Origin of the sequence: Roseiflexus sp. RS-1, assembly GCF_000016665.1 — a bacterium.
Taxonomy (GTDB): domain Bacteria; phylum Chloroflexota; class Chloroflexia; order Chloroflexales; family Roseiflexaceae; genus Roseiflexus.
On record NC_009523.1, the window covers coordinates 5,098,209 to 5,111,456 of the forward strand.

Below are 13,248 nucleotides of genomic sequence, written 5' to 3' on the forward strand. Positions count from 1 at the left end.
GACAGGCAGGCATCGGCGGTCGTCGGTGTCATATCACGAAAGGAGCGTTTCCTTCCATGACTTCGTATGAGAGCAACCGTCTAGACCTTCCCGATCCGGTCGTAACAGCGCGGGGACGTGGCGTGACCGGGATGGAGTATCAGATCATCGGCACGACCATGCAGGCAGTCATCCTCGAACTTGACCCCGGCGAGACGGTCTACTCCGAGTCAGGCGCGATGTCCTGGATGTCGGGCAACATCCAGATGGCGACCAACACCCGCGGCGGCGGGCTTGGCGGGATGTTCAAGCGCGCCATCTCCGGCGAGAGCCTGTTCCTCAACGAGTTCACCTCGGTCGGCGGCAAGGGCATCGTCGCCTTCGCATCCGATTTCCCCGGCAAGATCGTGCCGGTCGCGCTTGCCGAAGGGCAGATGATGATCGTCCAGAAGCAGGCGTTCCTCTGCGCCGAGAAGACCGTCGGGCTGGACATTCACTTCCGCAAGCGCCTGGGCGCGGGGTTCTTCGGCGGCGAAGGGTTCATCATGCAGAAGTTGACCGGCCCAGGGATAGCATTCGTCTGTCTGGACGGCGAGATCGTCGAGTATACGCTGGACGCGGGGCAGGTGCTGAAGGTGGACACCGGGCACGTGGCGATGTATGAGCCGACGGTGGAGTTCGACATCGAGATGGTGAAGGGGTTCAAGAACATTCTGCTGGGCGGCGAAGGGTTGTTCCTGACGACGCTGCGCGGACCGGGGCGCGTCTGGTTGCAGACGATGCCGACCGCCAATCTCGCCAAGGCGATTGCGCCGTACATCGTGACGAGTTCATCATAAAGGTAAGGAAAACCGGGGAACCATTGGGCGATGCTTCTGGCGAGAGAAGCATCGTCTTTGTGCTTAACCGGGTCAATCTTCATTGACCACGTGGACGGTTTGGGTGCTTCCCAGTTCAAACAGGATGTAAAGAAAGAGCAATCCTGCCGCGATAATGAGCGCAATCATCCCGAAGAAGGCGAGAAGCGCAGCAACTCCGATCTGTACCAGCGTTATGAGTATGGCGTAGAACAGGTTGGTTTTCCAGATGGTGTATGCTATCAGTCCAACGAAGATGATCCCACCTGTCATCATCAAAATCAGCCCGTTCAGCATATCTCCACCGCTTTTCGTTGCCTCGTCGTACCAGTATGATCCGCCAAAAACAAGCAGAACGGCTGCCAGCATAACAAGGGAGGTTCTGAAAAAATTATAATAAAATCTTTCATCCAGATGCGCCGCAAATTTCAGAATGAGGAATACAATCAGCAGAATAATTGCAATGATAAAAAGAATGCACGCGATAACGCCGAGAATTGACAGTACCAGCATTGTCGTACTCCTTATGTGAACAAGAATGCTTTCCGGGTCGTTGGATGCATTGCTGCATGCGAGGTGCGGTGCGCCGACGTCATAGTGCTAACCGCACGTTGAAGCGGAGTGTCTACGGTCACTGGTGAATAAACAGGAGAATCTGCCCATCATGTAGCCGATTCTGGGATGGAATGCTTCCAGGATCGAGGTGAGTGCGGGCTGATAAAGATTGAGCATTAAATCCGGTGTAGAGAACTGGCCGTGGAGCTGATGGAGATTGAGAATATAAACCGGTATGCGCCTCGCGCCGTGGGGCTGATGAAGATTGAGCATTATAGCAGTTCTCAAATACGTTGACCCTCGTCCGGGTCTGCCGTGTCGCGCGAGACGCCCGCTTCCGGCGGAGTGTAGACCGAAATTCATTTCGGTCGCCGCGTGGGGGCGCGATTCCGAGGAGTGTTCAACCCTGTCCAACAGGTTCAACCTTTGTGAGAACTGCTCTAAATTCGCTCTACCGCACGAGCCGTCGGGCTAATGAAGATTGAGAATTTATTCCGCTATCCCGCGCTAGCCGTGGGGCTGATGGAGATTGAAAATTAAATCCGCTCTACTGCGCTAGCCGTGGGGCTGAAGCCCTCGGCTAGCCAGGGCGAAGCCCGCCTGCGCGGGCTATATCGGATTTATTTATTCAAAGACCATAAGCCCTCGGCTAGCCAGGGCGAAGCCCGCCTGCGCGGGCTATACCGGATTATTTATTCAAAGACCATAAGCCCTCGGCCAGACGAGGCGAAGCCCGCCTGCGCGGGCTATGGCAGATTATTTAAGACCATAAGCCCTCGGCCAGATGAGGCAAAGCCCGCCTGCGCGGGCGAGAGCGGAGTAATTGCTCAACAACCATGAGCCTGCATAAGGCACGCGCTGTCCTGACGAATTTCTGAAAACTCAACGGCTTCACCGAACCCGGGACAGTTGCTGTGCATAACCATCAGCAGATAGCGAGCCTCTGTGCTATACTTAACACGCAATGGCATTTGCCAGAGGAAGCATTCCCCGAGGACAGAGCACATGAGACTCGAACGGTTTACCGAGAAGGCGCAGGAAGCGTTTCAGGATGCGCAGGAAATCATGCACGATCAGCACCACACCCAGCTGGACGTTGAGCATATTTTCCTGGCGATGTTGCGGCAGCGCGACGGGCTGACCGCGCGTGCAATCGCGCGTCTTGGCGTGGATGCCGACATGGTCGCGCGGCGCGTCGAGCACGAGCTTGAAAAATCGCCCAAAGTGTACGGTCAGTACGGGTATGGCAATCAGGTATACATTACGCCGCGCACGCAACGCCTGGTCAAGCGCGCCGAGGAAGAAGCCAATCGTCTGAATGACCAGTATGTCGGCATTGAACATCTGCTGATTGCGATCAGCGGCGAGCGCGAAGGGGCGTCATCGCGCATTCTGAACAGTTTCGGCATCGATCAGGAACGCATTTATCAGGCGCTGATGGATATTCGCGGGCATCAGCGTGCCGATAACCCCAGCGCTGAGGCGCGTTATGAGGCGCTCTCGAAATACTCCATCGACCTGACCGACCTCGCGGCGCAGGGGAAACTCGATCCGGTGATCGGTCGCGATGCCGAAATCACGCGCGTTATCCGCATTCTCTGCCGTCGCACGAAGAATAATCCTGTCCTCGTCGGCGAAACCGGCGTCGGCAAAACGGCGATTGCCGAGGGTCTGGCGCAGCGTATCGCCAGCGGCGATGTGCCGCTGCCGTTGAAGAACCGCAGGTTGCTGGCGCTCGATCTGGCAGGGATGGTTGCCGGCTCGAAGTTCCGCGGCGAGTTCGAGGAGCGCCTCAAGGCGGTGATGGACGAGGTGCGCAGCAGCGAGGGACAGATCATCCTGTTCATCGACGAACTGCACACCGTGGTCGGCGCAGGCGCTGCGGTCGGATCGATCGATGCCTCGAATATGCTGAAGCCGGCGCTCTCGCGCGGCGAAGTTCAGGTGATCGGCGCCACCACCATCGATGAGTATCGCAAGCACGTTGAAAAGGATGCGGCGCTTGAACGGCGCTTCAGCCCGGTGTTCGTGGAAGAACCCGACGTTGAAACAACCGTCGAGATGCTGCGCGGTCTGCGCAAACGCTATGAAGAGCACCATCAACTGACGATCAGCGATGAGGCGTTGCAGGCTGCCGCGCGCCTGTCGAGTCGCTACATTACCGATCGTTTCCTGCCCGACAAGGCGATTGACCTGATCGATGAGGCGTCCGCCAAACTGCGCATCGACATTTATTCCATGCCCAAGGCGCTGCGCGAACAGGAAGCCGAACTGAACCGCCTGCGTCGTGAAGAAGAAGAGGCGGGCGCGCGCCGTGAGTATGAACGCGCTGCCATGTTGCGGGCACGCTATCTGCAACTCGAAACCGAGTTCGAGCACGCGCGCAGCGAATGGCTCAAGAGTTCGAACCTCGATGAGGTGGTCGATGAGGAAGATGTCGCCGCCATCGTCTCGACCTGGACGGGCATTCCGGTCAATCGCATGCTGGAGACCGAGCGCGAGAAGTTGATCGACATGGAGGCGCGCCTCCACGAACGGGTGATCGGTCAGCATGAGGCGATTGTTGCGCTTTCCGATGCGATTCGGCGCGCTCGCAGCGGTCTGAAGGACCCGCGGCGACCGATCGGCAGTTTTATCTTCGTCGGTCCAACCGGCGTCGGTAAGACAGAACTCGCCAAAGCGCTCGCCGAGTTCCTCTTCGACAGCGAAGACGCAATGACGCGCGTCGATATGTCGGAGTTCCAGGAACGGCACACCGTGTCGCGTTTGATCGGCGCGCCGCCTGGCTATGTGGGATACGAGGAGGCGGGTCAGTTGACCGAAAGTATTCGCCGCCGCCCCTACCAGGTGGTGCTGTTCGATGAGATCGAAAAGGCGCACCCGGACGTGTTCAATACGCTGCTGCAACTGCTCGACGATGGTCGCCTGACCGATGCGCAGGGGCATACGGTTGATTTCCGCAATACAGTCATCATCATGACCTCGAATGTCGGCACGGAACATGTGCGTCAGCAGAGCCTCGGTCTGGTGCGCACCCACGACCGAAATGCCGAGGAGGCCGCGCGCGAGCGGGTGTTTGAGGCGCTTCGACAGGCGTTCCGCCCCGAGTTCCTCAACCGTATCGACGAGATTATCGTCTTCCACGCTCTCACCGAACAGGAGTTGATGCAGATCGTCGATCTGCTGGTGCGCGAGGTCGATGAGCGTCTGCGTGAGCAGGGGTTGACACTCGAACTGACCCCGACAGCGAAGAAGTTGCTGGTGCGCGAAGGGTACAACCCGGCTTACGGGGCGCGCCCGCTCCGTCGCACGGTGCAACGCCTGGTCGAAACGCCGCTGTCGCGCAACCTGCTGCGCGGTTTGTTCAAACCCGGCGATACCATCCTCGTCGATGTCGATCCGCAGACCGATGCGTTGACCTTCACGCGACGCGAGACGCTCGATCTGGAGGTGAAGAAGCCGGTCGAGCCGGTGAGCGGGTAAATAGTTGTGCATCGTGTGGTGCGCTGGTTGGTGGCATAGTGAATTGTTTCACTGTGCCACTGCTATACTATGGCAGTTCTCACAAATTGAACATTCCACCGATAACCGCAACCACGATCGTGCGCCGCACGCGGTGACCGAAATGAATTTCGGTCTACACTCCGCTGGAAGCGAATGTCTCGTGCGACACAACAGAGGTGAACGATAGTCCACGTATCTGAGAAATGCTGTAAATCCTGATCGAATGTCATGCTTATGGTCTTTGAATAAATAATTCCGTATAGCCCGCGCAGGCGGGCTTCGCTCTGGAGAGCCGAGGGCTTATGGTCTTTGAATAAATAATCCGGTATAGCCCGCGCAGGCGGGCTTCGCCCCGGCTAGCCGAGGGCTTCAGCCCCACGGCTAGCGCGGGATAGCGGATTAAATTCTCAATCTCCATCAGCCCCACGGCTCGTTCGGTATAGCGGATTTAATGCTCCCATCTCTATCATCAGCACCCTCGCCTGTAACCTGACCTATGGTGCGATATATCTTCACCGGAAAGCGTCTGATTGCCACCTTCCTCGTTCTGATCGGCGCAGTGGCGCTGTGTGGATTGGGGATGTGGCAGCTTGACCGTCACTCTCAGCGTGCTGCATTGAATGCGCGCATTGCCGCAGGGCTGGCGCAACCCCCGGTGGCGCTGGAAACGGTGGACGATCTCCAGTCGCTCGACTACCGCCCCGTTACTGCGCGCGGCGCGTTCGACCCGACGCACGAAGTGCTGCTGCGAAACCGTTCGTTCAATGGGGTGACCGGCTATCACGTGATTACGCCGCTGCGCCTGAGCGGTCGAAATGAAGCGGTGCTCGTTGATCGGGGATGGATTCCGTTGACCGAAGCGTCTCCAGAGGCGCGGCGCAAATTTGCTCCCCCTGCCGGCGAGATGGTCGTGACCGGCATTGCCAGACAGCCTGAAACGTATGTCGGCGGACCGCAGGATCCTCCGTTGAGTCCGGAGCGACCACGCCTCGATGCCTGGTTTCGCGTCGATGTTGCGCGGATTCAGGAACAGACGCCTTATCCGCTGCTGCCGCTGTTCATCGAGGTGCAGCCGATCCCCGGCGCAGAACCGACGCTGCCGCAGCCGGTTCCGCTGCCTGAACTCGACCAGGGACCGCACCTGGGATATGCCATTCAGTGGTTCGCATTCGCCGGCATTCTGGTGGTCGGCTATGTTGTGTTGCAGCGGAATACGTTACGGGGCGAAGGGTGAACGCTGCGCGTCGGGTATCGACGCAGGCGCCCGACAGGTGTGGAAGGTGTATTATGCACCACAGGACATATCACGATGGAACACTTCACTTCGCATGATCTCCACCTCAGCGATGTACGGTTGCATCTCTACCGTGGCGGGCATGGTCCCGCAGTCGTGCTGGTGCACGGGTTGACCGACCATGCGCGCTACTGGGCGCCGCTGGCGCGCGCACTGGCTGGCGAGTACGACGTGATCGCCTACGATGCGCGCGGGCATGGGTTGTCCGATCCTTCGCCCAACGGCTATCACCTCGACCTGCTCGCCGCCGATCTGGCTGCGCTGGTCGAAGCCCTGGGATTGATGCGACCGGCAGTTATCGGGCATTCGATGGGCGCATCGACAGCGGCGATTGCCGCAGCAACCCATCCCGGCATGTTCCGCTGCGTCATTCTGGAAGACCCGCCCTGGCGCAGCGCATTGCCTGCCGATATGCCGGACGTGACGACGACGCGCGCCACGTGGCGAGAAGACCTGCTGGCGATGAAAACGATGGACGATGCAGCGCTGCTGGCGCGGTGTCGCGCCGAGTCGCCGGGGTGGAGCGACGAAGACTACGCACTGTGGATGGAGTCGAAGAAAGCCGTCAACCCCGATGCGCTTGACGTTCTTCCATCGTTTGTGCGTTTGTGGCCCGAAGATGTGCGCCGGATCGACTGTCCGCTGCTGATCCTGACCGGTGAGCCAGAACGGGGGGCGCTTTTTGACCCCGGCGCCGAACAGATCGTCCGGCAGGTGCGTCCTGATGTACAGGTCGTACGCATCCCTGGTGCAGGACATCAGGTGCGCCGGGAAGGGTTTGTTGCGTATCTCAATGCCGTGAAGCGTTTTTTGAAGGATGCGGCGTGACATTAGCGCGGTTGCCAGAGAAGTATATGATTATATGATCGCGTATCACACGGTGTCATTCGACGCGGATCAGGAATGACACTACCGCTGCAACCTCGCCAGACGCGCCAGCGCACGCAGACGCCCCTGCCACGAAATCGGCAGACGCCAGAAGAGCGGATGCACCAGCGACGACAGCAACAGCGACGGATAATACCGGCGGATGAGCGCCAGGTACCCCAGATACGCCAGCAACCAGTGCCACGGCGACCGCAATTTCCCATCAACGCTCCACGCCGGTGACGTGACTCGTCGCGCCCAGGCAAGCGCATCCGGCTCATACAGGCGCCAGTGATCGAGAAAAATCCGCGCGCGCAGTTCCAGATCGTAGCGCCGGGCAGTCGAGAGCATACTCCCGGCAGTGCGTCGGTAGCGCAGCAATGGTTGCGCGATATGCAACCCCTCCCAACCGGCTTCCGCCAGACTGACCCAGAAATCCCGATCTTCGTATCCCTGCACAGGCTTGAACGTGCGAAAACCGCCGACCTGTTCCCACGCCTCACGCCGAAACAGGGTCGCTGGCATCATCAGGTTCTCGAAACGCAGATGGTCCAGGCTGTACGGTCGTGTACGCAGGATGTTGTTCTCAGCGCCGAAACGCCGCACATCAGTATAGACAAAACCGACTTCCGGATGCGCATCGAGCGCCGCGACCGTCTGCGCCAGCATCTCCGGTTCAAGCATATCGTCTGCATCGAGCGGCAGGATGTAGGGTGCGCGCGCAACCCGGATACCGGCATTGCGCGCCTCCGCCAGACCACGATTCTCCTGGCGGATCAACCGGATGCGGCGATCAGGGTGCGCGGCGATCAGGCGCTGCGCAACCGCTGCCGTATCGTCGGGGCTGCCATCATCAACAATGATAATCTCCCAGTCGGTGAAGGTCTGCGCCACCACGCTGGCAACCGCCTCGGGCAGAAACTGCGCCTGCCGGTAGCACGGAATAACAACGCTCACCCGCAGTGTGTCGGCAGCGTTAACTGTTGCGTTCTCTGGTTGTGTTTGCGGATGGGACATTAACGACGCCTTTCGTAAACCACGCCTCATTCCCTCGCCCCACCGCCCTCCTGTGCGGGCGCAGCCGCGCTGCGCCCCTCCGTGCCTGCTGCCCTGCCCCCCTGTACGGGCGCAGCCGCGCTGCGCCCCTCCGTGCCTGCTGCCCTGCCCCCCCTGTACGGGCGCAGCCGCGCTGCGCCCCTCCGTGCCTGCTGCCCTGCCCCCCTGTACGGGCGCAGCCGCGCTGCGCCCCTCCGTGCCTGCTGCCCTGCCCCCCCCTGTACGGGCGCAGCCGCGCTGCGCCCCTCCGTGCCCTGCCGCCTCGCCCCCTGTGCGGGCGCAGCCGCGCTGCGCCCCGACACGCCCTGCCGCCCTGTGCGGGCGCAGCCGCGCTGCGCCCCTCTGTCGCCTCGTGCCTCATCCCTCCTCACCTCACCGATTATACGCTCTCCCCAGCGCGCGCTTGATCCGCCACATAACCTCCCGGCGCAGCACATAGATCCGCCGATCAAAACGGTCAACCCACGCCCGCATCCGCATTAGACGCGCCAGCCGGAGCCAGGCGGACGACCAGCGCACTGCACGCGCCCGGCGCACCGGCGCAAGCCGCAGCAATGCCTCACGGAACTGGAGATACTCGATCGCCAGCGACGCGCTCGCCAGCCCCAGATCGCGATCAACCAGCGGGCGCGGCGCGGTGCGCGCCAGCGTCTCCGCCCGCTCGATCCGCGCCAGCATGCAATCAATCATCTGCCGCCGGTCGAACCGTTCCACCACCCGTGTGCGCGCCGCCATCGCCATCGCCGCACGTTGCGACGGATCGGCGATCAGACGCTCCAGCGCAGTGACATACTGTGCAACCTGATCGCCTCCCGGCGGGATCAGCACGCCGCACTCCGGCGTCACCAATTCGCGCTGCCCGCCAACATCGGCAGCGACCGGCACAAGCGCCATCGCCATCGCTTCAAATAGCACAAATGCGATTCCTTCACTCTCCGACGGCAGCACCAGCAGGTCGCCAGCAGCCATCATCTCACGCACCCGCGTCGACGACACCGAACCCAACAGGCGCACACGACCTTCAAGCCGGTGTCGGCGCACGAAGCGCTGCATCCATCCCCTGTCGGGACCATCCCCGATCACCAGGAAGGTGCAGTGGACGCCACGCTCCACCAGCGCGCGCGCAATCTCCACAACCAGGCGCGGGCGTTTCTGCGGAACCAGGCGCCCGACAAACAACACGACCGGTTCATCGACGCGCAACCCCAACTCCGCGCGCACCCGGTCGCGCAGCGCAGGATCGGGCTTCCAGCGCTGCGTATCCACATTGATCGAACAGACATCGACCCGTTCTGGATCGGCGCCGTGTGCAACCATCCACTCGCGCACCTGATGCGACGCCGCAACGTGCAGATCGATCAGTGAACGGTACTCCAGCGCCGCGCGCGGGACGCCGCCGTGGTAATGATCCTGCACAATATGCAGAAAATCGATCACCGTCACCTGTGGACACCAGGCGCGCAGGAATGGCAACAAACGATAGGCGAACAGATCGTTATGCACCACCACCGTCGTGATGCCGCGCGACTCGACCAGGTACCGCAGAAAGCGCGGATAATCGGCAAACGCCAGAAACAGCGGCAGATCGAAGACCTCGTGCGCCGCCATGATCAGTTCATGCTTCCACGGATTCGCCGACGGGCGCAACAGGCACGCCGTCACGCGGCAATTCCGCGCGCGCAACCCATCCGCCAGATCGATGCTGAAGCGATCCGCTCCCCCTACCTCGACCCAGGGCAGCAGCAGCAACACCCGACGCTCACCCCGTGGCGCCAGACGATTCTCGAACGGCGGGTCGGGCATGATCAACGGATGCGGTTGCAGGATCGGCGACGGCTCACCCGGCGGACGCGGCGGACCGTCGCGGAACACACGCGGATAGCGCGCGCGCAGGGCACGGCGCATACGTGCCAGCGCCGCGCGATCAGTCTGAAAGTTCCAGCGATACCCGCGATACATGTCTGCCGACTTGCGACGGATCCAGACCAGCGCCTCGTGGATGTTGCATCCCCACATCCCGGCGTCCGCCAGGCGCACCCAGAACTCATAATCTTCCAGCCCATGGCGCAGACTCTCATCGAACCCGCCGATGCGCTCGAACGCCGTGCGGCGCAGCATCACACTGACCGTCAGCGGATTGTCGTGGGGAAACGTATGGCGCGACGCAAACCCACGCCGTAACAGGCCCTGCATCGCGCCAAAGAGCACGTACCAGGTTGTGACTGCGGCAACCTCCGGGTGCGCCGTCAGCGCCCAGGCGAGTTGCTCCAGCGCCGTCGGCGCCAGCAGATCGTCGCTGTCGAGGAAGAAGAGCAGCGGCGCGCGACTGACTGCGACGCCAGCATTGCGCGCTGCCGCCGGACCGTAGTTCGGCTGATCGACCACCCGAATCCGCGGGTCAGGCGAGGCGCGCAGCGCACCCAGCACCCGCAGCGTCGCCGCATCATCCGACCCATCGTTGACGATGATCCACTCCCACTGCTGCAACGACTGGCGCAGCACCGAGGCGATGGTATCGAGGAACATTGCCCCTGCGTTGTAGCAGGGGGTCACAATGCTGACCACCGGCTGCGCCGATGGATCGGCAGGTGCGTAGCCATAGACCGGGCGTGCCGGATCGAGGGGGTGGGGGGGGAACCTCACAGGGGTAGGTTTTTTGGCAAGCCCCTGCGTGCCATCTTCCGTTTCAGCCATCAGGACGCCCCAACTCCCCCTTCTCCCCTTGTGGGAGAAGGGGGCAGGGGGGATGAGGGGCAAAGGCGCGCGGGAATGCAGAACGTCGCTCATCTCTCCCAAAAACTCTACCCTTGAGAGGGGGGGAACAAGGGCATGACTAATTTTCATTCTCTCGTCTTATGCACAAAATACTCACTCGATCGAATATGTCAGGGATATCCTACCAGCCACGGCGGTAAACTTCTGATACCAGTCGTTCCTTGAGGGGCACGAGCCATCTCATATTGCGACTCACGCCCCAGCGGTAGAGATGTGCAACCTGAGCCCAGACAAATCGCAGCACCCTGCGGCGAAAAGATTGACGCAGAGGGATTGCCAGCGATGGATGGGGACGCGGATTGGAACGCCAGCTTTCTCGCTCCGCCCATATTTCATCAAGCGACATCTCCTGACGGGTATATTCAATGATTTGAGCTGCCCACTCACGCGCCAATTCGATAGGTATCACAACACGCGGCGCCGTATGGTGCAACTCCCACGCCTGCTCTAATAGCGCCTCCATACGAGGTCCAAAATCACGTAACGCAAAGTGCCGCTCGACTCGTTTGCGAGCTGCCTGCCCCATACGTCGTCGCATGTCCGGATCGTCGGCGAAACGTGCGAGCACTCGTGCATACTCATCAACCTCATGAGGTCCATGAGGAATGAGAACACCACAGTCTGCCGTAATCAATTCGCCCTGACCGCCAACATCAGCGCTTACCGGTACGACCCCCATCGCCATAGCTTCCATCGTCGCCACCGAAACGCCCTCAGTCTGTGACGGGATCAGGAACACATCAGCAGCTGCAAGATAACCAAACACTTCATCGTCATTGACACGTCCCAACGCGCGCATAACATCACTGAGGCGCAACTCTCGTATCTGACGTTCAACCTGGCCTCGCAACGGACCGTCACCTAACACCAGCGTCAGAAAACGAGAAGCTGTTTTTTTTCGTAATGCCGCAATAATCGGCGCAAAAAGGAGAGGGCGTTTTTCGCTTGTCAACCGACCAATCAGCACAATCAACAGATCATCTTCCTCAAGACCAAGACTTATCCGCATTTCTGCACGACGTTGCGGATCAGGGCGCCAACGATCAACATCCACATTGGTATAACATATGTGAATTCGTTCTGGATCGGCGCCACGAGCCACCATCCAACGCTTGACATGACCACCGGTTACAATGGTCAGATCGAGTTGGGATTGATAACCGACGCTGGCGCGTGGATAACCTCCATTTTTCCACATTTCTTCGTAACTGTGCAAAAGATCGACAAATACCGTTTCCGGGAAGTGCGAACGTAAAAAAGGAAGCAATTGATATCCAAGATAACTGTTAGCAACAATGACGGTATCAATGCCGCGCGAGCGGATCAAATAAACGATGAATCGCGGAAATTCAGGGAGACGAAGAAAGAGATCAAGGATGAAAATATCGGGTGTGAAACGCTCAAACTCAGACAACCAGGGATGTTGCTGTCTGATCAGGGTCGTTACAATACTAACTTCGAACCCTTTCTGCGTCAGATACGATATCAGGTTGAGGTTAACTCGCTCTGCACCACCAACTATAAGCCAGGGCACGATCATCAAGATACGCTTCGTTGTCGTGCTTTTTGCCAGGTGATTCGCAAGAACCGGCGCATCACTGATTGCTTCAAATGGCGTGGCATCAGTCAATCCGACATGTGGAAAGCGACCATGCAACGTACCATACCGCGCCCGCAATCGGTCACGCTGTATCGTATGGTGTGAAGGATCTCTTGATTGAAAAGGGGGCATCGAAAGTGGATAGAGAGAGAGAATAAGCGGCTGGGGAATAGTAAAGCCCCACTTTCCCTGATCGGCGAGTTGCAACCATATTTCCCACGCGTCATCGTTATTGATTGGGAGCGGCAATCCTGTCGCCAGCAGATCTTCCTTGAAGAACAATGCAGTTGCCCCAGCATAGTTCGTATCAAGGAACCGATCTCCCTGCTCGAAACCATATGACCAGAGAGCGCCGCTCTCATCGCGGGTATATGCGTTACAACACGCCACGTGGGGGTTCGTCGCCAGGAACCACGCCGCTTTCTCCAGGAACGTAGGATCAAGAGCAGTATCGGCGCTCAAGGTACAGACAAACCGGCACGATGACGATTGCACGAGATGACGCGACGCTGAAGCAGGGTGCATCTCTGGAATAACCCGCACACGCGGATCGGTTGCGAGATGCAGCAATCCCTCCGCCAGGGCAGGCAAACAGACAATGACCCACTGCCAGGATTGCAGTGACTGAGCGCGTAACGCCATTTCCTGGCGCGCAAGATCTGTGACCGATACAACCAGTGTAACCACCAGCACATCGGGATCAGCGGACGGATCGGCAGGGGCGTAGCTATAGCGTGATTGATAATCGGCGTTCATTGACA

Annotated in this window: 8 protein-coding genes; 4 read left to right on the forward strand and 4 right to left on the reverse strand. The window is 59.6% G+C overall.

The window, feature by feature from the left end; all coding sequences use genetic code 11:
* The first annotated feature begins 56 nt into the window (after positions 1-56).
* On the forward strand, positions 57-818 hold the full coding sequence (locus ROSERS_RS20970; RefSeq protein ID WP_011958751.1) for a TIGR00266 family protein: 762 nt from the start codon (positions 57-59) through the stop codon (positions 816-818).
* 72 nt (positions 819-890) lie between these two features.
* Here ROSERS_RS20970 and ROSERS_RS20975 read toward each other — a convergent pair whose 3' ends face one another.
* Positions 891-1,349: a hypothetical protein gene (locus tag ROSERS_RS20975; protein ID WP_011958752.1), complete on the reverse strand. Its 459-nt coding sequence runs from the start codon at positions 1,347-1,349 to the stop codon at positions 891-893.
* A 1,047-nt stretch (positions 1,350-2,396) separates the two neighbouring features.
* On the opposite strand from ROSERS_RS20975, the gene ROSERS_RS20980 reads away from it, so the two are divergent.
* The 3 genes from ROSERS_RS20980 (at position 2,397) to ROSERS_RS20990 (ending at position 7,017) form a co-directional block, all read left to right on the forward strand.
* A complete protein-coding gene (locus ROSERS_RS20980) occupies positions 2,397-4,874 on the forward strand; it encodes an ATP-dependent Clp protease ATP-binding subunit (RefSeq protein WP_011958753.1) in 2,478 nt (825 codons plus the stop codon).
* A 517-nt stretch (positions 4,875-5,391) separates the two neighbouring features.
* The gene (locus tag ROSERS_RS20985) at positions 5,392-6,129 is read left to right on the forward strand and encodes an SURF1 family cytochrome oxidase biogenesis protein (RefSeq protein WP_011958754.1); all 738 of its coding nucleotides are present in this window, start codon (positions 5,392-5,394) and stop codon (positions 6,127-6,129) included.
* 75 nt (positions 6,130-6,204) lie between these two features.
* Positions 6,205-7,017, forward strand: coding sequence for an alpha/beta fold hydrolase (locus ROSERS_RS20990; RefSeq protein ID WP_011958755.1), 813 nt, complete (start codon positions 6,205-6,207; stop codon positions 7,015-7,017).
* Between the two features lie 81 nt (positions 7,018-7,098).
* Here the strand turns inward: ROSERS_RS20990 and ROSERS_RS20995 are convergent, their stop codons facing one another.
* From ROSERS_RS20995 to ROSERS_RS24445, 3 genes are all read right to left on the reverse strand, one after another.
* The gene (locus tag ROSERS_RS20995; RefSeq protein WP_157041179.1) at positions 7,099-8,073 is read right to left on the reverse strand and encodes a glycosyltransferase family 2 protein; all 975 of its coding nucleotides are present in this window, start codon (positions 8,071-8,073) and stop codon (positions 7,099-7,101) included.
* A 411-nt stretch (positions 8,074-8,484) separates the two neighbouring features.
* A complete protein-coding gene (locus ROSERS_RS21005) occupies positions 8,485-10,806 on the reverse strand; it encodes a glycosyltransferase (RefSeq protein WP_011958757.1) in 2,322 nt (773 codons plus the stop codon).
* A gap of 202 nt (positions 10,807-11,008) precedes the next feature.
* A complete protein-coding gene (locus ROSERS_RS24445) occupies positions 11,009-13,243 on the reverse strand; it encodes a glycosyltransferase family 4 protein (RefSeq protein WP_011958758.1) in 2,235 nt (744 codons plus the stop codon).
* Positions 13,244-13,248 lie beyond the last annotated feature (5 nt).